12 protein-coding genes are annotated in these 21091 nt (G+C 59.9%); 5 read left to right on the forward strand and 7 right to left on the reverse strand.

Annotation, left to right across the window (positions count from 1 at the left end; genetic code table 11):
* Positions 1-27: 27 nt before the first annotated feature.
* The 3 genes from KHU30_RS13105 to KHU30_RS13115 all read left to right on the forward strand — a co-directional run bounded on the left by KHU30_RS13105 (position 28) and on the right by KHU30_RS13115 (position 2450).
* On the forward strand, positions 28-672 hold the full coding sequence (locus tag KHU30_RS13105; RefSeq protein ID WP_211443043.1) for a hypothetical protein: 645 nt from the start codon (positions 28-30) through the stop codon (positions 670-672).
* 289 nt (positions 673-961) lie between these two features.
* Positions 962-1441: a hypothetical protein gene (locus KHU30_RS13110; protein ID WP_230411285.1), complete on the forward strand. Its 480-nt coding sequence runs from the start codon at positions 962-964 to the stop codon at positions 1439-1441.
* 100 nt (positions 1442-1541) lie between these two features.
* Positions 1542-2450 (forward strand): hypothetical protein, encoded by a 909-nt coding sequence (locus KHU30_RS13115; protein ID WP_211443045.1) that lies wholly within the window; start codon positions 1542-1544, stop codon positions 2448-2450.
* Positions 2451-2615: 165 nt separating this feature from the next.
* On the opposite strand, the gene KHU30_RS13120 is transcribed toward KHU30_RS13115, so the two are convergent.
* The 6 genes from KHU30_RS13120 to KHU30_RS13145 form a co-directional block, all read right to left on the reverse strand.
* Entirely contained in the window at positions 2616-3455 is an 840-nt protein-coding gene (locus tag KHU30_RS13120) for an OmpA family protein (RefSeq protein WP_211443046.1), read from the reverse strand.
* 95 nt (positions 3456-3550) lie between these two features.
* On the reverse strand, positions 3551-10141 hold the full coding sequence (locus tag KHU30_RS13125; protein ID WP_211443047.1) for an ESPR-type extended signal peptide-containing protein: 6591 nt from the start codon (positions 10139-10141) through the stop codon (positions 3551-3553).
* 831 nt (positions 10142-10972) lie between these two features.
* A complete protein-coding gene (locus KHU30_RS13130) occupies positions 10973-13417 on the reverse strand; it encodes an AAA family ATPase (protein WP_211443048.1) in 2445 nt (814 codons plus the stop codon).
* 497 nt (positions 13418-13914) lie between these two features.
* The gene (locus tag KHU30_RS13135; protein ID WP_211443049.1) at positions 13915-14451 is read right to left on the reverse strand and encodes a DUF2058 domain-containing protein; all 537 of its coding nucleotides are present in this window, start codon (positions 14449-14451) and stop codon (positions 13915-13917) included.
* 199 nt (positions 14452-14650) lie between these two features.
* Entirely contained in the window at positions 14651-15268 is a 618-nt protein-coding gene (locus KHU30_RS13140; RefSeq protein ID WP_211443050.1) for a DJ-1/PfpI family protein, read from the reverse strand.
* Positions 15269-15399: 131 nt separating this feature from the next.
* Entirely contained in the window at positions 15400-18771 is a 3372-nt protein-coding gene (locus tag KHU30_RS13145) for a helix-turn-helix domain-containing protein (protein WP_211443051.1), read from the reverse strand.
* 427 nt (positions 18772-19198) lie between these two features.
* Here KHU30_RS13145 and KHU30_RS13150 point away from each other — a divergent pair, with 427 nt between their 5' ends.
* The gene (locus tag KHU30_RS13150; protein WP_211443052.1) at positions 19199-19597 is read left to right on the forward strand and encodes an aegerolysin family protein; all 399 of its coding nucleotides are present in this window, start codon (positions 19199-19201) and stop codon (positions 19595-19597) included.
* Between the two features lie 174 nt (positions 19598-19771).
* A complete protein-coding gene (locus KHU30_RS13155; protein WP_329956678.1) occupies positions 19772-20617 on the forward strand; it encodes a hypothetical protein in 846 nt (281 codons plus the stop codon).
* Positions 20618-20681: 64 nt separating this feature from the next.
* Here the strand turns inward: KHU30_RS13155 and KHU30_RS13160 are convergent, their stop codons facing one another.
* Positions 20682-21089: a histidine kinase gene (locus tag KHU30_RS13160; RefSeq protein ID WP_211443053.1), complete on the reverse strand. Its 408-nt coding sequence runs from the start codon at positions 21087-21089 to the stop codon at positions 20682-20684.
* Positions 21090-21091: the final 2 nt, after the last annotated feature.

Raw genomic sequence — 21091 nt, forward strand, 5'->3', positions numbered from 1 at the left:
TAGCGTCAAAGTACAAGAAAGGAAATCATGCTTGCCAAAGCCCTGTCCCTCAAAGCCTTGATCCTGTTCGTCACCGCTCTGGCCGTCGTGTATATAGTCGTGATCCAACGCGCGGACAACAGTCGCGAAGCAGTGCTCCCCGCCGTTGGCGCCGCTTATTCAACGCCGCAGGCGATCCCGTCCGCATCGGGTTCCCCTGATTGCGCCGCCAATACATTGGCAAGTCCGTTTGGGCAAACCCCGGCGCACTGCAGCAGTGGGAGCCGCGCCTCGGCTCCGCCGGCCAAGCAAGCAGCCAACACCAGCGCCGCCGCCGCCATCGGCAAAACTCTTCATGCACTAGAGCCATGCAATACGCCACGCCGCAATGGGACCGAAGCGCCGGCCGATTGCAGCAATTCTGCCTCGGCGGAAGCCGGCATGGTCAGCCAGCTTGAAGAACTGACCAGGCGAGGCAACTCGCAAGCGCGCGTTGAGTTGAGCATGCAGCTCCAACGCCAAGAGCAACGCTCCGGCCGCCAGATCTTGAATGAGGCCGACGTCGCCCAGGATCCGCAATTGCAACGAGCAGTTGCGCTGCTTGCTGAGGCAGTCGCGGCAGGGAATGCCGACGCGCAAAAAGTCAGGGACTCCATGGGAGATAGCGCCAAGCTTCTGCATACCGGACGCTGACTGGTCGAGCAGCCCGCAGGGACCGAGCTAGCAGAAACTACCTTCTTTACCTCACATGCATCTACAGGCGACACGGGTTGGCGCTTCAAAACAATGGGAAAATGTTTCCGCAAGTCATCATTGTGTAATAAATAACTGTTATTTTTTGCAAGCTGCCAGGGCGACATTCTGGTTTGCAAGTCGACGGCGCTGCCCGGAGAAAATCTGTGCCGCGCCACGGTGAAAGCAACAGTCATCCCCTGTTTTATTAACCGCTGGACCTTATAGAAACATGAAGGAGAAAAGATCAATGAAAAAATTCCTGGTTTCCCTTTGCCTGCTGACTCAGGCAATGTACGCCATGGCCGATGGCCAATCGGATTGCGACGCCGCCGCAGGCAGCTATATCTCCGGCACTGTCAATGCCAAACCGACATTTGCCGACGGCAAGGCGCTCCAGGGCGTCAAGCTCTCGCATACGCATATCCGCGTAAAAGCAGACCAGGACGGCATGACTTATGACGTCGCCATGGACAACGTCTACGCCGCGGATTACCAAAAAAATTCGACTTCGATACCGAAGTCGCTGGCGGCGTTCAAGATAGGCGACCAGGTGGAAATGTGCGGCCAGCTGTATAGCAGCGGCTACGGCATCCACTGGGTCCACGACAACTGCAACGTCACGCCGGACCAGGCCCATCCAAACGGATTCGTCAAGAAACTGCTGGACGACGGCAGCGAAGGCGACAACCTGGAAGCCAGCGAAGCTTATTGCTATTTGTGGAATTAAGCGCCGCTTGTTTGATGCCTGATGTTTGACACCTGATGCCGGTTACTCTGCGCCGGCATCGGACCTATAGCGAACCGCCTCCCTACGTTTTCCCGATGTCGTGAGCCCGACCATCCGTTATTCGCTGCTGCTCGCAGTAGCCGGCGCATGCCTTGGAATGTATCTGTCGATGACAGAGGGTTCCGGGGAAAAACTGAGCGTAAAAACCGCAAGCCAGGACTCCGTTTCCAGCCCATCTCCCCGCAGCGGCGAATTGATATCGCCGTTTGCGCCGGGAACGGCAAACCAGGAAAATGCCCTCGCCGCCCCGGCCCTTCCGCCTGCCGCTGTGTATGCGCGCAACGGCCGCCAGGTCGACCTGGGCGGGCTTACGGCGCAAGAGTACATTTCAAAATGGAATAGCCTGGCACGGGCCGGCGACAAAGACGCGGCCTACAATGTCTACCAGGCGGCAGCGGTATGCGCCAATAACGACGAACCCGCCCCCCCATACGATAGCGCCGCCGAGCTCGAGCAATTTCTGGATCAGCGAAAAAAATTGCTGGCATTATGCGCCGGCGTCAATTCGGCGCAACTGCAGGAACGCCTCTCCTTCCTGGCCTTGGCCGCGCGCGCGGGAAAAGTAGAGGCGCAAATCGATTACTTCATGGAAGGGCCGTATGGCCGTGACACCGACCTGGCGAAAAGCGCGGACGACCCCGTCGTACAACAGTGGAAAACCGAAGCCGTCACGGAACTGAAATCTGCCGCCGGACAAGGAGAGCCATTTGCCCTGGCACTGCTGGCGCAAGTGTATAGCGCAGGAGAACTGCTGTCGCGCGATGCAAAGCTGTCCCTCGCCTACAAGGTAGCCGAGGCAGATGCGAGAAATAGCGCCTTGTCGGAAGAACAGCTCAGGCGCAATGCCGGCGCGCAAATGTCTGACGCGGATTTTGCCAGCGCCCTGCAAACAGGCAAGCAAATCGCAGCCGCCTGCTGCAAGAAAAATCGCCCCTCGTCGCAAGAGTAGATGGATTCCTGATCTGGCGCAGCTTCGCGCCAAGCCCCTGAGCCGCCATGGTTTCGCCTCGGTTGTTTCAGCCTAACCTGTTTCGCAGAAAATCCAAAAATATTTGTCAGGTTCAAGTCCTTTCCTGGCAATGGATCGCCAGGATTCAGATTGTGCCGGCGATCCTCATTGTTCCCCGACGATCTCAATCTCGATGCGCCGATTGGGCTGCAGGCATCGCACCAGCTGCGGCGTCAATTTCTGTCCTGGACATTGGACGACGGGCCTGGCTTTGCCGGCGCCATATGCCCGAACCAGATGAGCATCCAAACCCTTTTGCAATAAATAGTTGCGAATCGTATCGGCCCTCGCTTGCGACAATGCGAGATTTGCCTCTTCAGAACCAATCCGGTCTGTGTACCCTGTCACAACGACAGACGACAACCTGATTGCGTCCTGCTTGAGACGGTCTGCCAGATCGTCGAGTTTGCCTCGTCCTGCAGGATCCAGGTTGCTGAGGTCCGATTCGCCAAATGCAAACAGTCCGTCTGCGCCGAATTCTATGCGGCGCTTCGAGGGTTTTTCTGGCGCCTGCACCATGGGCGCGTCTTTGACTTGAGGCGGATTGATATACCCTTCGCATTCAGGATTTTTCCAATGGGTGGACGTAGCGCGGTTATTCTCATCGAACTTCACCTTGAATTGACAGGTAACGTACTCGCTGTCCTTACCCGTATAGAAATTGAATACGTAGTCCCACTCACGCACATTGAAGATTCCCTCGCTGAAATGCGGATTACCGAGCTCCAGGCGAACCTGGTCTTTGCTCAAGCCCGGCGTTATCCGCTTTACGTGGTCTGGGCCGACAAAATCCCCAGTCTTCAGGTAGGAGCTGTCGAGTGCCGGAAAATTCACTTCGCTGGCGTCGGCTGCGGTTGCGGTTGTGGCCGCGGTTGCGCAGAGACTCGTGCAATAAAGCATGCTTATGCATAAAGCCCGACAGAGGATGCTGGAAGAATGTCGCATAAATTTGTCCTGAAAAAATGTAAATCGGAAGATTTGCACTGCGCTCCGACAGTCACAGAGGCTTACAGAAACAGCCGTCCGTGACTGTCTTGCCTTCAATTGATAATTCCAGACACGGCAACCCGCGCAGCCACGCCGCCTGCGGTCGTCCCGGAGACGCCGCCGCTGAGACTCCAGCGACCGTTCTCCGCGGTGCGGCGCAGCGACACGCCAATCGCATTCTGGTTTTGGTAATACCCATATCCCGCGGCATAGGTGATCTTGCCTGCCACATACGGGGCGCTTTCCATCGACATGGCTGCCGCAGTGCCCGCATAGGCCTTCTTGGCAACGTCGTTGATATTGTTCTGCAACTGCATCGCCAAGCCGTTTGCGTATTGATTAGCCTGCTGTACCGCGCCGTTGAGCTGGGAAACATTGACTGCGTCTGTAGCGGCAGTACCGGCTTCGACGTTATGTATCGCCACCGGGCTGCCCGCGCCGTTGCCCATCGTGACGCTGCTGTAGTTGCTTGAACCGTCAGTGTTGGTGTCGTAATGCACTCCTCCCGACTGTACGGCCTGCAATTGGCGCACATTGACGGCATCCGTCGCCTGCGTTCCACCCGCAACATTGGTGATCTGACGTTCGTTGCCGGCGCTGCCGACCGAAACCGCGCCTTGCGCCGACGACACCGCCGTATTGGAGAAGGATTCCTTTGCACCATTCAATCCGGCACGATCCGCTGTCGAAGCGGCGCCGATGGCTACGCCGTTGCTGGCAGTCACGCTGGTGCCGGCGCCGATGGCGACCGAATTTGCGCCAGAGGCGACAGTGTTCTTGCCCAGGGCAATGGCATCGGCTCCGGTTGCACCGTCATTGTTGACGTTGCCGCCGCCGCTCGAATTGACGCTGTAATATTTTGGCTGCGCAGCGGCCACTACAGTAGTCAGGTTGCTGATAGCGCTGTTGGTGGCAAATAGCTGGCTGCCATTCACGGCATCGGTGCTGGCCGAAGTCAGCTGACCGGCGGCGACATTCTGGATCTGCCGCTCATTTCCTGCAGAACCGACGCTTACCGTGCCCGCCGGCGCACTGCCGGCGAAGGCATATGCGGTTCCGCGGATGGTGGTGCCGGCGGTTGCCACTGCTGCTGTTGTCGCCGAGGCGCTGCCGATCGCCACGCTATTGCCGGTACTGGCTACCGCCCCTTGACCTAGCGCCGTGCTGTTGGCTGCCGTCGCCTGCGCGCCTTGGCCGAGCGCAGTCGTGTTAGCCTGGCTGGCCACGGTTCCTTGACCTGCTGCGGTCGAGTTTTGGCCGGTTGCTATTGCGTTGGTGCCCATGCCCAGCGAGTTGCTTCCTGCCGCGCCGACAGAACCGGTAAACGTCTTCCCTTCGCTGGAAGCAATCGGAAACTGGTCCGCGTTGACGATGGTTGTCAAGTTATTGATTGCTGTGCCCAGGCCGTTTGCCACCGAGTAAAGCTGGGAACCATTGATGGCATCGGTTGAAGTTGCCGTGATCCGCCCCGCCGCCACGTTGGTGATTTGACGCTCCGTTCCAACTGCCCCCACCGATACGGTGGAAGCCGGTGTGGCCCCGGCAAAGCCGCCATAGGTCGTGCCATTAACGATGCTGCTGGCGGTAGGATTGGCAGCCGCTGCCGCACTGCTGTTGCCCAGCACCACAGAACCGTTCAGCCCTGCAGCTACCGTCACATTGCTACCCAACACAAAGGTATTGTTCGAGGCAATGCTGTTGTTATTGCCCACCGAAAAACTGCCTGTGCCGGTAATGGTGGTCGGATCTCCGATCGCTACGCTGCTGGCGCCGCTGACGACATTGCCGGCGCCTATGCTGATGCTGTTGGCGCCCGATGCCTGCGCGCCATTGCCGACGGCAATCGACGATCCGCCCGACGCTGCAGCCAAATTGCCGATAGCGACATCGTTCGCCGCCGCGGCCGAGGATCCGACGCCAGCCGCCAGGGCATCCACCCCGGTGGCGCCGTTGTTATTGTAGTTGCCGCCTTGGGTGCCGCCGTCGTTGACGCTGTAGTAGTGTGTTTTACCCGCGGCAATCGCCAGGTTGGTTGCGTTCAGCTGGCTGCCGTTGACCGCATCGGTGCTGGTGGTGCTCAACTGTCCGGCTGCCACATTGGTGATCGTCCGCTCGTTGCCGGCACTGCCAACGCTCACCGTACTGGCCGGCGCAGTGCCGGCAAAAGCGTAGGTGGTGCCGTTGATGGTAGCACCGGTGGTGGCTACTGCTGCAGCTGTCGTACTGCCAGTCCCCAAGGCTACCGCGCCGGCGTTGGCGGCTGTTGCACCGTGACCCAACGCCATTGCATCGGCGGCAGTGGCATTCGCGGTTGGCCCCACTGCCACGCTGTCGGTACCGGTGGCGGCGCTATCGGCCAGCGTCGAGTCAGCATGGAAATACTTGATGCCGCCGCCATTGTTGATATTGGTGATCGCCGTGGTATTGGCGGTCACCTGCTGGTTGGTTGCAAACAATTGCGAACCGTTCACCGCATCGGTGCTGGTCCCGCTCAGCTGGCCCGCCGCCACATTGGTCACCTGACGTGGAGAGCCGGCGCTGCCGACGCTCACAACGCCGGTCGGCGCGCCGCCGGCAAAGGTATAGGCCGTGCCGCCAATCGTCGCACCAGCGGTCGGCACCGCAGCCGCTGCCACCGTGCTGCCCTGGCCCAGCGCCACATTGCTGCCGGCCGTGCCAGCCGCGATGCTGGCCCCCTGGCCCAGTACCGTCGCATTGGCATTGCCGTTGTCGGTGGACTGGTTGCCCAGCACTGTCGATGCCGCGCCCGTTGCCGTCGCGCCGAAGCCGCCGGCACTGGCATTGGCGCCGCTCGACACCGGCTGCACCGCCGTCACGCTATTGTCCGAGACAAAAGGACCCACCTTGCCGCTGGTAACCGCATACAGCTGCGAACCATTGACGGCATCGGTGCTGGTCGCGTTCAGGGCCGCCGGCGCCAGGTTGGTGATCGTCACCGGCGCGCCCGCACCGGCGCCGCCGGTGGCGCCCAGGGTGATCTTGCTGCCGCCTGCCGCATCGTACTTGACCGCGATATTGGCCGTGTTGTCGATATTCGTATTCAGCGCCGTCAATGCCCCGGCAACCGTCGTCTGCGCCGTCGGACCAGTCACGGCGCCGGTCGCGCTGACGCTGTTGATCGGCTGGCTGAAACCAGTGATGTTGCCTGTGGCAGGGTCATAGGCCGCGCCGCCGCCTAGCGTGCTCGCCGTCGTGGCGCCCAGGTTGTTGACGCCCGTGACGACCGAGTTCAGCTGCGAACCATTGATCGCATCGGTGCTGGTGGCCGAAATCACGCCGGCGGCCACATTCTGGATCTGACGCTCAGTACCCGCAGCCCCCACCGAAACAACGCCGTTGGTCGAAGCCCCCGCTTCCACGCCTGCGGCGGTACCGCCAAATTGGGCTGTCGTGCCGGTGTGCGGCGCCGCTGTGCTTGAATGCGAACCCAAAGCGACATCGTTAGTGTTGTTGGCTACGGCAGTATCGCCCAGCGCTACCCCACCCGCCGCTGCCGCAGTGCTGGCGTTGCCCAGCGCCACCGAGCCCTGGCCGGTCGCCGTGTTGGCATTGCCGAGCGCTATCGCACCCTGGCCGTTGGAAGTATTGTTGGCGCCCAGCGCCACGGCGCCGGTGCCGGTGGCTGAGTTTGGATCGCCGATGGCTACCGCGCCATTGCCGCTGGCCGTGTTACCGACACCAATCGATACCGCCTTGCCGCCGGTTGCAGTGGCCGTCTGGCCGATGGCGATGGCGCCGGCGGAATTGGCGATCGCTCCGGTCCCTTGCGCAATCGAATTGCCGCCTGTCGCTTGCGCGCCATTGCCTAGCGCGATGTCGTTGGCGGTCGCCGGTGTGCCGCTGACGCCTGCCACCGCATTCAGACCTTGCGCAATCGAATCATTGCCGAAAGCATTGGCGGCAGGCCCGACAGCAATCGCATCGGTGCCCGTCGGCGAACTATCCGCCAGGACCGAGTTGGCGTGGAAATACTTGATGCCGCCGCCATTGTTGATGTTGTTGATGGCTGTATTGGTGGCAAACAGCTGCGAACCGTTCACCGCATCGGTGCTGGTCCCGCTCAGCTGGCCCGCCGCCACATTGGTTACCTGACGTGCCGATCCTGCGCTGCCGACACTCACCACGCCGGTCGGCGCAGCGCCGGCAAAGGTATAGGCCGTGCCGCCAATCGTTGCACCAGCGGTCGGCACCGCAGCCGCCGCCACCGTGCTGCCCTGGCCCAGCGCCACATTGCTGCCGGCCGTGCCAGCCGCGATGCTGGCGCCCTGGCCCAGTACCGTCGCATTGGCGTTGCCGTTGTCGGTGGACTGGTTGCCCAGCACTGTCGACGCCGCACCCGTTGCCGTTGCACCGAAACCGCCGGCGCTGGCATTGGCGCCGCTCGACACCGGCTGCACTGCGGTCACGCTGTTGTCCGATACAAAAGGACCCGCCTTGCCGTTGGTGATATTCGCCACATTCTGGTTGGTGCCGAACAGCTGCGAACCATTCACCGCATCGGTGCTGGTTGCATTCAAGGCCGCCGGCGCCAGGTTGGTGATCGTCACCGGCGCGCCTGCACCGGCGCCGCCGGTGGCGCCCAAGGTAATCTTGCTGCCTCCCGCCGCATCGTACTTGACCGCGATATTGGCCGTGTTGTCGACGTTGGCATTCAGTGCCGTCAACGCCCCCGCAACCGTGGTCTGCGCCGTCGGCCCGGTCACGGCGCCGGTAGCGCTGACACTGTTGATCGGCTGGCTGAAGCCAGCAACATTGCCGGTCGCTGAATTATAGGCAGCGCCGCCGCCCAGCGTGCTCGCTGTCGTCGTACCCAGGTTATTGATGCCGGTGATAACCGTATTCAGCTGCGAGCCGTTGATGGCATCGGTGCTGGCCGCTGAAATCACCCCTGCGGCAACGTTCTGGATTTGGCGCTCGGCGCCCGCCGCGCCAACCGACACCACGCCATTGGCCGAAGCCGCTGCTTCCACGCCGGCAGCCGTTCCGCCATATTGCGCGGTAGTGCCGGTATGCGGCGCCGCTGTAGTCGAACCCGCTCCTAGCGCCACATCATTAGCATTGCTGGCTTTTGAATTGGCGCCGATCGCCACGCCGTTACCCAGCGCCGCATCGGCGGTATCTCCGAGTGCAATACCGCCGGCGGCCGCAGCGGTCGATGCGTTGCCCAGGGCGATAGAGCCCTGTCCAGTTGCGCTGTTGGAATTGCCGACGGCAATCGCTCCTTGTCCGTTCGAGGTGTTATCGGCGCCGACTGTCACCGCACCGGTCCCGATCGCGCTGTTGGGATCGCCGATCGCCACCGCGCCGTTGCCGTTGGCGACCTGGCCCTCGCCCAGCGCAACCGCGCCGGTGCCGCCGTTTACCCGCGAGTTGTGGCCGCCGGCGATGGAGCCTGCGCCGGCCCCGGCCGCGACGGTATTGCTGTCGCCAAAAGCGACGGTGGATGCAGCCTGCGCCTTCGATGCGTTGCCGATCACCGTGGCGTTCGCCGCAGCAGCGTTCGATAGCAAACCGATGGCGATAGCGTTAGCTTGCGCAGCGCTCGACTGTCCGCCTAGCGCAATGGAATTGTTACCGGCTGCATTGGCGCCTGCGGTGGCGTCGCCGCCGATCGCTACGGAAGCCACGCCGGAAGCACGCACCGCTGCTGCCGCCGTGGCGCCGCCGACGCCCAGCGAGGTGGAGTAGTTTCCTGTGGCCTGCGCCAGCGTACCAACCGCGGTGGACTGCGCACCCGAAGCTGTCGCTACCGTACCCAACGCCGTACCCCAGGTGCCCGTTGCCGACGAGGCCACTCCGAATGCCGCACCGCCTTGCCCGGTCGCCGTAGCGCCATTGCCGACGGCGGTCGCTTCGAACGTGGAAGCAGCGCCGCCCGGCATGGCCGTACCGGGGCTGCCGCTGGCATTGGCGTTCACGCCGATAGCCACGGGAGAACCGCCGCCGCCCGTAACCGTGGCCTGAGCGCCTTGTCCGATGGCGATGGCTGAGCCGCCGACACCTGCAGCGTTGGCGTTAAAGCCGATGGCGACCGTGCCCACCGCCGACGAGACTGCACTGTGGCCGAGCGCCACGGCGTTGGTGCCCGCTGCAGCGGATTGGATGCCAATGGCGAGAGCGCCGTCGCCGCTGGAAGTCACATCGGTGCCGATGCCGATGGACGATGCGCCGGTGGCCCCTGTCCCAACCGCGGAGCGCGCGCCCAGGTATAAGGAATTGACGCCCGCCGCGTACGCCTGAAAGCCCACGGCGATGGCATTCAACGCCGCGCCGTGAGAGGCGTACCCCACCGCGAGCGCGCCGCCCGTATCCGCAGCAGCAGTGGCCCCCAGCGCCGTCGCTCCGACGCCGCTGGCAGTGGCCCCGAAGCCCACGCAAGAGGCAGTGCTGTTGTATGAGTTGTACGGTGCTGGCGTGCAATTCACCGACTGCGCCTGCACCGGAGATACCCAGCCGATCCAGCCGGACGCCAGCAACGCCGCGAATACCGAGGAACTCAGGCTTCGCGGCGATAGGCGGCGAACTCCTCCTTGCCCACCACCGCGACGGCACGCGGCGATCTCCGAAGCGACCACAAACTGGTTCAGCGCGGGGCTCCAGACTTTGCTGTGAATCTTGTTCATAACTTCTCCTTTGCGTAGGGAATACGGGGAAACGGAAACAGGCTCGAAATGCAGGCGCGCACGGCCCCTGAGCACGAGGCCGCGCATTTATCCTCAGCCTTATCGGCCTTTCACCACCAACCACAATGGCTTTGCATAACTCAGGTTTGCAAAAGATAAAAATGCTTGGGCGCGAATTATTTCTGGCAGCCAGCCACAGTGCGTCCCCGCTGAAAATCAGCCGGGACACCCGGAAAACATGCGTAATCTGTATCTGAAAAACAGGTGCCGGCTGCTTATCTCAGCGTGGATGAGATAAGCAGCTTCGACCGATGCGAGCTTGATTCATCCGTCGCTTGGCGGAGGGAAAACCCTATCGCCAGGCCGGCAATTCAAGTCGGAAAAATGCGCTATTTTGAAACAGTCATTAGAAAAAAACATTGAACGTTCCTCCCCGGTTATCTCGATTTCGATACGTCAATTTGGTTGCGAGAATTGCACTGATGATGTTTTAAGGCTGTCACTGGACTGGTCAGCAGGAATTTTCCTCAGCTGCTTTTAGTTGTTACCCTCAGTGTCCCTATTCATCATCCATACAGCGTCCATAAACCGAGAAAAAATCGTGAATTGAGATGGCGTTTTGGCATCATTAACAATAGTTAACAATTAATGACATAACGTATGGTGCGCCAGGCGAACGCGGAGGCTCCCTGTGAGCTGAGAATCAAAATTGAATGAGAGTCCTGCAGGAAGTATTTGATGGCGGTTCTATTTTTCATCGATGACAGCACGGTTATTTCTTGCGGCTGTTATCGATTTTTCACGTGGGGTGAAGGACTGACTGAAGGGTTATTACAGATGGACGCTCGCAGTCGGATTTGGCTGAGCAATCTTTGCAAGTATCTGTTGTCGTTCTTCAAACGTCAGCATGCTATGCGCCACCTCTCGTACAAGTCTGTAACGAAATTGAAAATGGCCCGGTTCCGCCTTTTCCTCAATTAAGCCTGAAGCGATCAGCGTCTTAATTAGTTGCCGGCATTTGCCGGCACTGAGCGATTCCACTTCGGCCAAAACATGCAGCCAAAACTGGAAACCTATGCACGCAGCATGGCACAGCACCTGACGCACCTCTCCAAGCATGTCGATCCTCTCCATCAAGAGGTTGTGCAATGGCTTTGGACAGGTGAAGTGGGCGTCAGGATTGGGATTTTGCAGCAAGCTTTCAAGAAATAACGGGATGCCGTCAGCCATTTTAAGCAGGTGGCATCGCCATGCCGGAGAGGCTTCAACAAACTGAGGAAACTGCAGCGCCAAATTGCTTGCCTCAGCCATATCGAGCGGCTTTAAATCCATCAAAACGCCGGGATTCAGAAAGGAGCCTGGTGTTTTAAGATGCCTCCTTCCCGTGATTATTAAAAATAATCCTAGAGAATTTCCTTTCTCTCTGAGCCAGGCGATAAAGTCGAGCGAAATTCTATCTGCCCATTGAGTATCTTCAAGTACAAGTATGGTGAGAGAACCTTCGCGATTTTTTTTCAGGCTGCCGACAATCATCGAAAACAGCTTATCGCGCTCAAAGATTGAATAGCCGCGAGCATTTTCTTTATCCTGATTCAGGAGACTGGCCAACAAGGTTAATGCGTTGTGATCTGTGGAGGCGGTTTCGGAAAGCGCACTGCCTGATGAAAAGCCGATATTCTCGGTGGATTCAGCGTCTTCCAAGATATCCGCCTTCGAGCGGAGCAGCGCAAGGATAGGATGCAACGGAGACAGCAAATTTCCGATGTGGAAACGAACGCAGTACGCATTGTGGGACTGCGTTTTTTTTGCGCCAAGGAATTCCCGTATCAAGCGGGACTTGCCGACCCCCGCTTCTCCGGTTATTTGTACGCATGCTCCGCCGTCAACAGTAGCCTTTGTCCACGCCCAGCCTAGCGTGTGAAGTTCATCGACGCGCCCTACGAAAGCAGAACAATTCGGCTGGAAGGAAGCGAACGACTCGCCATAGGATTCTCGCAGCGCATGTAGCTCGAACGCTTTATGGGGCGCGTCATTGACGGACTTCATGTCGAACAGCGATGCAATTCCATGCCGCGTCTCTTCTGACACAAGAAGCGCGCCCATCGGCGCAGACTCTGCCAGATTACGCGCAATCGTGGTGCACTCCCCGAGTATGTCCGGCAAGGTATACCCTGGCCCCGTCATCATGACGTCGGCATGCACTGCGCTCCGGATGCCGACATGACAGAACTCTTCCGCGATGAATTGGCGAATGGATAGTCCCGCAGCCAAAGACCATTCCGTTATAAATTCGTTTGCAACCGGAAAACCAAAATAGGCAATAACAACGGAATTCGATTGTTGCCGAAAGGTGCCGCCGTATTTCGACAGCAACCCGCGCAGCCGCACAATGACCGCGGCACTTATGCGAAGCCATGTCTCCTGGTCGCATTGAACAAGCGGGAACAGCTGAACATAGAGCGTGGAAACCAATCGATACTCCCGCCTGCTTGCAGGTTTTTCTAAAGCGGGATTCGACTTTGCTGCTTGAATTGCTGCCGGCAATTGATAGGCGGATTTAGCGAACAGCGAAGTGAGCTCTTTTGGGGGAGAAGCCCCAAGGTGCAGCTGGGTCATATTGCAGTACGAACTGTATATTTTTCGGGCTGCAACCGGATTGCCTATCTCAATGTACATGCGTATCAGGTGGGAATGCGCCAATTCATTCAGAAAATCTACCGAAATGAGCTGTCGGCATCGCCGTTCCATCTCGTCGAATTCGCCTGCATTTGCACGCAAAACGATGGCATGCTCAAGCAGCGAAATATTTTTTTGCTCGTATTGTGTTCTTCTAAGCTGCAGCCAATTGGCCAGCCTCTCGCCGGCGGGAAAAACCCCATCCAGCAGCGGACCTCGGTAAAGTCCCAGACGACGATCGGTTAATTTGATGCAGTCGATTTTTTCCCAGTTCTCGAATTCGTCCGCATCGACCAGAAAGCGCTCTTTTGCAAGATGGATAACGCTGCGATCCACATAGACCAGCGATTTTTCCAGCTTGGCCTGCGCGAACGCTTGCTGCAAATTGAACAACGCGCGGCGCAAGTTGGCCTTGGCATCATGCGCATTCGATTCTGGCCACAACAAATCAGCAAGTGATTCACGAGTATGGGCTCTAGGTTCCAGCGCAAGGTATGCCAGCAGGACGGCGAGCTTTGTGTATGCGAGTTTTATTTTTTGGCCGGATTCAGCATTGAAAAATTCAAACCTGCCTAACAAATTCAAACGCGCGCTGAACATATGCATATTTTCCAAACAGGCGTTGTCATGTCCGCGGGGAGCATGCTAGCTGTCAAGCTCAGGTGTCTGACGACAGCAGATCATCTCCCGCTTGAACCGGTCCATAACAGGCGAGAACTATGCCCCGCCGAGGCGCCGACTTGACGACTTGGCCACAACCTTGTTTGGCAACGTTCTGATTGCCTGGAAATCAGCAAATATTGTGCCAACAGGTAACAATCGAAAATTGATGTTAGCGCTAACAGTTTTTGTCAGTTTTTTTTGCTGTTCGGCCAAATTTTGTCCATTACCCGGACTTGCCGTCAGTCTGTTCGTTTGCATGAAATCTGACTCGCTCGGTTTGACCAGCTCGCGAGCGCCGGCTTGACATGCCGTTCCTCATTATCGGAACCGATGCAGGCCGGCGTTTTTGTTACAGGGAGCGTCAAGGTCGGTCCGTCGGGCCAGCACTATTTGTTAGACGAACGCATACCGCCCTGAACCGGGCAGGCGCCGGACTACCACATCAAATCGTCCGGGATCTGGAAAGCCGCATACGGATCGTCCGCATCGATCTCGGTGCTGGCCTTGTTCACCCGCACGACCAGCGAGGCATCGCGCTCCGCGATCTTGTCGGCGATGATCCTGGGCACCAGATCCCTGGCGCCGCCCTGGCAGACGATCACCAGACGCCCCGCTATCAAGTGCGCCTGGACCGCAGCCGACACGTACAGCCGTTCGATCTTGTTGTCGTGGGTGAAGTTGTAGGCGATGTCGCCGCCGCCCGCGCTTTGGCGGTTTTTCTGCACCATCTGGGCGATTTGCGCCGCGATCGCCTTTTGGGCGGCGGCCGCGTCGCGCTGGGCATTAAGTTCGCGGGCGCGCTCGGCATTCTTGCGCTGCGCTTCGAGCGCCGCCAGGCGCGTTTCATCGACGCTGACCGTGCCGCTCCGGCGCTCAGCCTTCTTCTGCTTGTTCTTGTCCTGGTTGACGAGTTTGACTTTAGTCTTGTCGACCAGGCCGGCTTTCAAAAATTGCTCTTGCAAAGAGGCCATATGTGCTGCTCCGTAAATAGGGACGCCGGGCCGGCCCAGACAGTGGCGCCGGCCAGTGGAAAGTCGCTAGCATAGCAAATATCGACTCCGCAGACCCGCGGTCGCGGCCTCGCTGCCCCTCTTGACGATCATAAAACCAAAATTGCCAGAGGCTGCCGGGAATACAGGAACGCCCATTTGTTTTCCCTTTGTCTTTTACTCAGGCGGCCGCCAGCTTCTCGTTCAGGTACGGCATGATATTTCGCATCGCACGCGCGACATAATCTTCCTTCTCTCCCACCGGGGCGACATAGTGAAGCGCGCTTTCCGCCGCCTCGGTCCCCTCCAGGCGGGCGATGATCCAGGCGGCAAGGTAAGGCGACGCCAGGCACCCGCCCGCGGTGGCGACGTTACCCCTGGCAAAGAAAGGCTGGTTCAGCACGTCCACGCCAGCTTCCTCGACCCAGGGCTTGGTCGTCAGGTCGGTACAGGCCGGAACGCCATCCAGCAACCCAAGCCTGGCCAGCACCAGCGTGCCGGAGCATTGCGCGCCCAGCAATTGCTTAGCCGGATCGAGTTGCAGCTGCGCCATCAGTTCCGTGTCAGCGACAATTTCCCGCGTCAGCATGCCGCTGCCGACAATGACCGCATCGGCAGCGCTTGCTTCGCGCAGGGATGCTTGCGCTTCGAGCACCACCCCGTTCATCGACCGCACTCGCGCCGCCGGGCTGGCGATCGACACGCGCCAGCCTGGCTTCTTGATGCGATTGAGGACGCCGAGCGCGATAAGGGAGTCGAGTTCGTTGAAGCCTTCGAAGGTGAGGATAGCGATGTGCATGGTGTCGTTCCTATGTGAACCGGATTGCGTCGGGTCATTCTATGACTGAAAATCGGTACGATCAAATCTTCGGCCTGACTCGCTGCCGCGCCTGAATCCAGGTGCGGGTCCGCCGGCATCGGGCGGCACGATCAGCGCTGCCCCAGTTTGCGCGCCAGCCTGGGCATGGTCGCCGCAAATCCCAGCCCTTCCGCTGTCCGGCAAATCTTTTGCAGAGCGCTCACCTGCGCGTGGCTGCGTTCCTGCAGGCAGCCGGCCGCGCTGCCGATCAAGCGCACGTGATGGTCGACCCAGATGCAGGGCTCGGCTTGCGCCAAGTGCTCCATTTGCTGCGCGTACCGCCTGGCCTCGCCGTAGTCGCCGCTCATCAGGCTGGTTTCAGCAGCGGCGACATAGAAGCGGAACGCGTTGTGAGCAAGGCAGCCGTGCGCAAGCTGGTCCTCGCCCTTTTGCAAGGCGTTCCGGCGCATGCCCGGATCTTCAGCAATGAGCGCCAGGCTGCCCCATATCCAGGGACCGATATAACGCTGCAAGCGCAGGCGCTCGACCAATTCGGCGGCTTCCAGGATGCAGGCTTGCGCCAGCGCCTGATCGTCGCGCCAGAAAGCGACCCGCGCCAGGCCTTCCAGCAGGATGGCTTCAAAGCGGCTGGCGCCGATGCTGCGGGCAATCTCGAGCGCGGTCGACAACTCCTCCCTGGCGCTTTCATCCGCCGCGGTCGCCACCAGCACCCAGGCGGCAGTCAGCCGTGAAAAAATCTCTGCGCGGCGGTTGCCGACGGTGCGGCCATGCCGCACCGATTCCATGGCATCCTGCAGCGCCAATGCCGGCTGTCCCAGATAGATGAGAGTCGAGCCGCGCGCGCTGCGGCTGGGCGCGACAACGTTCATCAAATCATTTCTTTCGCACAGCCGCACGCAGCGGTCGAACACATCGTGCGCGGTCTGCATCCGCCCTTCGGCGTAGTAGGAATCTCCGATGCCGCTCAGCGCGTTGGCCTGGCTTTCCAGGTTTTCGCTGATGCGCGAAAAATGCAAAGCTTCCTGATGATGGTCGCGGCATCGCATATAGTCGCCGCGCGGGAAAAAGATGTTGCCCTGCAGGTGGAACAAGCGCGCCAGCGCATCGTCGGCTTGCGCACTCCTGGCAAGCGGCAGCATCGCCTGCAGCAGGCGCTCTTCTTCATCCAGGCTATCGAGCGTATTCAACACCGGCGCCAGCCCCAAGGCCGCTTCTATTTTTTCATCGGGATGTTCAGCGAGCTGCATGGCGCGCTGGAAGTATTGCTGCGACGACGTGGTTTTGCCGATGCCGGCGGCGGCGCGCGCGCGCAGCAGGGCCAGCTCGAAACTGACCGCTGCCTGCCCGGCAAAGGCATCGCACAGCTGCGCCAGTTCCATGGCGTCGTCATACTGGTAGCTGCGCAGCTTGTCGCGCGCGGCGTTCAACAGCGCCTCGAAGGCGGCGGGATCCTGCGCGCGCACCAGGTGCTTGGCATACAAGGTGGGATCGGACTGGCGTAGCGGGTCCGCCACGCGCCGATGATAACTGTTGCGCAGAGCGAGCGGCATGGCATCGTAGATGCAATGCATCACCAGGTCGTGCACGAACATATAGCAGCCGGGCTCGACTTCCTTGATCAGGTTCTGGCAAGCCGTGTGCGCGGGTTGATAATCCGCTTGCTCCAGCGCCGCCCGCAATGCGGACAATTCAAACCGGTTGCCGATCACCGACGCCATCGACAAGGCGCGCCGGTGTTCCGGCTCCAGCCTGTCGAGGCGCGCCTGTATCAAATGCTTGAGGCTCTCAGGCACCGTACCCGCCGGGTTGGACAGCAGCTGAGTCAGGTACAGCGGATTGCCTTGCGCTTGCTCTACGCAATGCGCGCGATAGCCGGGATCGACGTCGGCGAATTGCTCCGCCAGCAAGGCAGCTTCACGCGCACGCATGGGGGCGACATCGAGCAAGCTCAAAGGATTGGAGAAACGCGGCCGCAATGCGCTCTCCAGCGGATCGCCTTCAATGCGGGAGGTCAGCACCCAGAGGATGGGCGCGTCATCCGTCAGCGCCAGCAAACTGCCCAGGGCGGCGAACAGGTGGGCGTCGCCCCAGTGCAAATCTTCCAGGCAAATCAGCAAAGGCTGTTGCAGCGCCAGGCGTACTAGCAGCAACTGCATCGCCCGCAGCGAGCCCTGTATCCGCGCTTCATTGCTCATGGCGGCATATACTGCCGCATCCTGCCTGCATGGCATTGCTCCCGCCAGCACCTGCAGGAAAATATTCGCTTCCGCCGGCAGCTTCCAGCGCGCCAGCGCCGCCTGCAAGACCGCATCCTGGGCGACGCCGGCCGCGGCAGCGGGCAAGCCAAGCAGGCTGCGCACCAGTTGCCGCAGCGGGGCATACGAACTTTCCATGCCGAAGTCCATCACTTCGCCCTGGTGGCAGGAAAACCCGCTTTGCCGGGCTATCTCGGAAAAAGCCATCACCAGGCTCGTCTTGCCGACTCCCGCCATGCCGCGGACATATACCACGTGCCCATTCTGGCATTCCTGCGTAGCTTCGACCACGCCCTTGAATTGAAGGATTTCTATGGTGCGCCCGGTCAAGCCGTTTTGCAGGCCGCCGTCCTGGGGACGCGTGCGCAGGCATTTGCGGTAAGGTGCGAATTCATCTTCGGCGGGTGCGAAATCGAAACGCGCAGCCAGTTGCACGACCAAGCTGCGCGCCACATAAACCGGTGCATTCCCGCAGTCGCCATTGGCCTGGCCCTTGAGTTCCTTGCCGTATTGCGCAGGCACTGCCGGGTCGCCAGGCCAGCGCACCAGCCGCAGCCAGATGGCGTGGCCGGGACGGACAAAATCGCTGCTCAAGGCAAAGGCGCAAAGCAGGCAGCGTTCGCTGTCGCTGCGATAGGCATGCGGGAAACCGAAATGCACGATCACCGGATTTTCCTGGCCGCCACCTACGGCATCAATAACGCCGCCGAACTGCCGGATAAGTTGCGCCAGCTCATCGCGCATTGCCGAGGAGCCGCCGGTCGACGCTAGCGTTTCCGGACGCAGTTCAAAACGCAACTCCAGCACATAACGGATGACGTCGCCAGGATATTCCTGCATCAGGTCCGGAGCCGGGTTCTGCCTTAACGCTGCGGCATGCTGCGCCTCCATTTCCGCTTGCACTGCATTTTCCGCGTACGCGATCGGCGGCGGCGCCGAGGCCAGATCCGGTGCCCCGGCCCTGACCGCCAGCTTAGCCAGGTCGACTCCGAATATGGTCGCCAGATGGCGCGCCGTCCGATACAGCACCGGTTTTCCTGTTTCCGCGCGCTTGATGGAGGCAATCGAAACACACAGTTGTTTGGTAAAACACAACTCCGCCAGCGCTTCCTGGCTGATGCCGCGCTCTTTGCGCATCCCTTTCAGCAGGCCGGCATCGAGCACGATGCGGCCGTCGGAAATCGCAGACGCTGCGCCCGGCGCAGCCAGCAGCGATGCGTAGCTCATGGCCGCACAGGCATCTTGGCAATCTGCAGCGAGCGTTCCGGCATAACGACCTTTCCTGTGACGAAAGTACAAGTGGAAAATCGGGCCGCCCTGGCCGCCCAACAAAGGATTCCTGATACCGAACTGATACCGAACTGATCCTGCAATGCACTTTCGCAGACCCCGGCGCGCTCCCATACTTGATTCAACAAGACGCGAACAAGGCTGGCTCCCAGCATGCGGCGTCGAAGTCGATTATACGGTCAAGCAGATGGCGACCGCATGTCCTGCTTGCAAAAGCGTCTTGAAAAAAGGCAGCGTCCGACTGCCGAAACCGGCAACACGCTCAGGGAAAACCAGTGGAGTCCAGAAACCACTTTAAATAACGGGGGCAATTTCCAAAGAGCCTGATCAATCGCTGTCAAATACCTGTCAAACGGAGAATCATATGAACACTACTGTCGCCGCATCCGAACTGTCTGCAGATGAAGTCAAGGTCGCCTATGAACGCCTTCAGGTTCAAGGTACGGTTAGCAATTTCACACAACTTCCGATGATCATCAAAAGCTCCGACCTGTCCTGGGGCAAATGGATGCAATCGCCGGTCGATGTCCCTAGCTTCAGCACCAGCCGCTTTGCTTCGCAAGGGCGGGACAGCTCGCCATCGGGCACGGAAGGCACTGCAACTTGGCATATCGGCAATGCCGTGATCACGATCCATTTCGGCTGCCCGCTCAGAGGGAGCAACAGCCAGAGCATCAGCTGCACGCCAGCCGGGGCATTTAAAGTCTCGTGCGAAGGAACCGGCGGCGACGTGAATGCCTGCTCATTCCAGATTAAACCATAGCTGGCGCGCCTGCTTTAGCAGCAGGCCGTTTTTTACCCATCCCCGCAAATGCGCATTTGCGGGGATGTCGTAGCATCCGTTCCGGCGGCAGCGGCAGGCTGATGTAATATCGACAGCCTGGGTTTATTCGCCGTTTCACCGTTTTGCCATTTCGCATAGTGCTGGAGCAAACTCGTGGCCCCCAACATATTCGATCCGATAGTATTCATCCTGGACGGCAGCCCGTTCCCGCTCCCCGACGCCAGAACCAATCCTTACCTGTATAACCATCAAGGCCATCCTCAGCACCTGCGCGATCCGAAAGGGGTTTTGATCGAGATGGCTGCGGAAAATCCGGATCTGGAGCGAGGAACCCGCTACACGAATATCTCGCACAGGGAAAAACCCGTTCCCGACGCCTCCTACAGCGTCACCTTGTTCGACTTCAAGACGAAGGAAGTCCATTACGAAGCCTTGCGGGCGACGCCAGAGACTGCGCGCGCCTTTGGCATGACCTTGCTGAGAAACGGCGAATGCGTCCGCTTTGAATATGAAGGCCTGGTCTGCTCGAAATATACCTATGGGAAATGGGCCGGGCACCAGTCCCCCTACCTGGAAGCCGCGCGGCGGCGCGAGCTGCTGACCTGCAATCCCACCGACCTGGAGTTCCACGATTTCCCCCACGTCTTTTTTTCCCAGGACAGCCATCCGCTGGTCATCAGCGTCGCGCGCTGGCGTCCTTACGTGAATGAAATTTCATTGGCCGATCTTTGGCTTGCCCCGGGCGACGCCATCGTGCTGCCGCCCAAGGTGTTCCCATCGCCGCCCCGCCCCGGCGCTTCTTATGCCGAAGCGAAGAGAAAAATCGTCGACCTGCACGGCAATAGAAACTCCGCATTCGCATGCTGGTCCGATCCCGCCAAGCCGACGCTGCTCACTGAAACCATCCTGGCCAACGCCGCCCTGATGGCGTCGGCCGCGGCAGCGCCGCATTACCACGAAGAAGTGACGCCTACCAGGCATGCCACGCCTGCGGCATAGCGGCGCAGCCGCCCGCCGTCCGGGAGAGAGCAGCCGCCGTATAAAGTATAAATTCAGGCTTGCTTCAAGCCTTGCCGCTTGCCCTGTCGATCACCGCCAGAAGGTCCGCCAGCGACTTCTTGCACGCCGCGGCATCCGGGCGGCTCGCGCGCAACGCGGCCAGGGCAGCGTCAATCGCTTTGTCGACGACATGCCAGTCGGCGGCGGCACGCGGCTTCAAACCGGCCTCGGCTTCATCCCACGAGGTTTCCAGATCCTTGATGCGCTTCTTTGCCGCCGCAAGATCGCCCTTTTCCACCAGCGTGGCAGTGTCCTGAGCGATCAGCCGGAACGGCGACAGATCGCCTAACTTCGAGGGAGTCGCAGCTTCGGCGGAAGCAATGGCCGACACATAGGGCAGGAAATTTCCTGCGCCCAGCAGCGCGATCGCCAGCATCGCATCAAAAGCCCGTGACATTTTTCGTTTGTGCATTT

This window comes from Collimonas humicola (assembly GCF_018304945.1).
Classification (GTDB): Bacteria; Pseudomonadota; Gammaproteobacteria; order Burkholderiales; family Burkholderiaceae_D; genus Collimonas; species Collimonas humicola.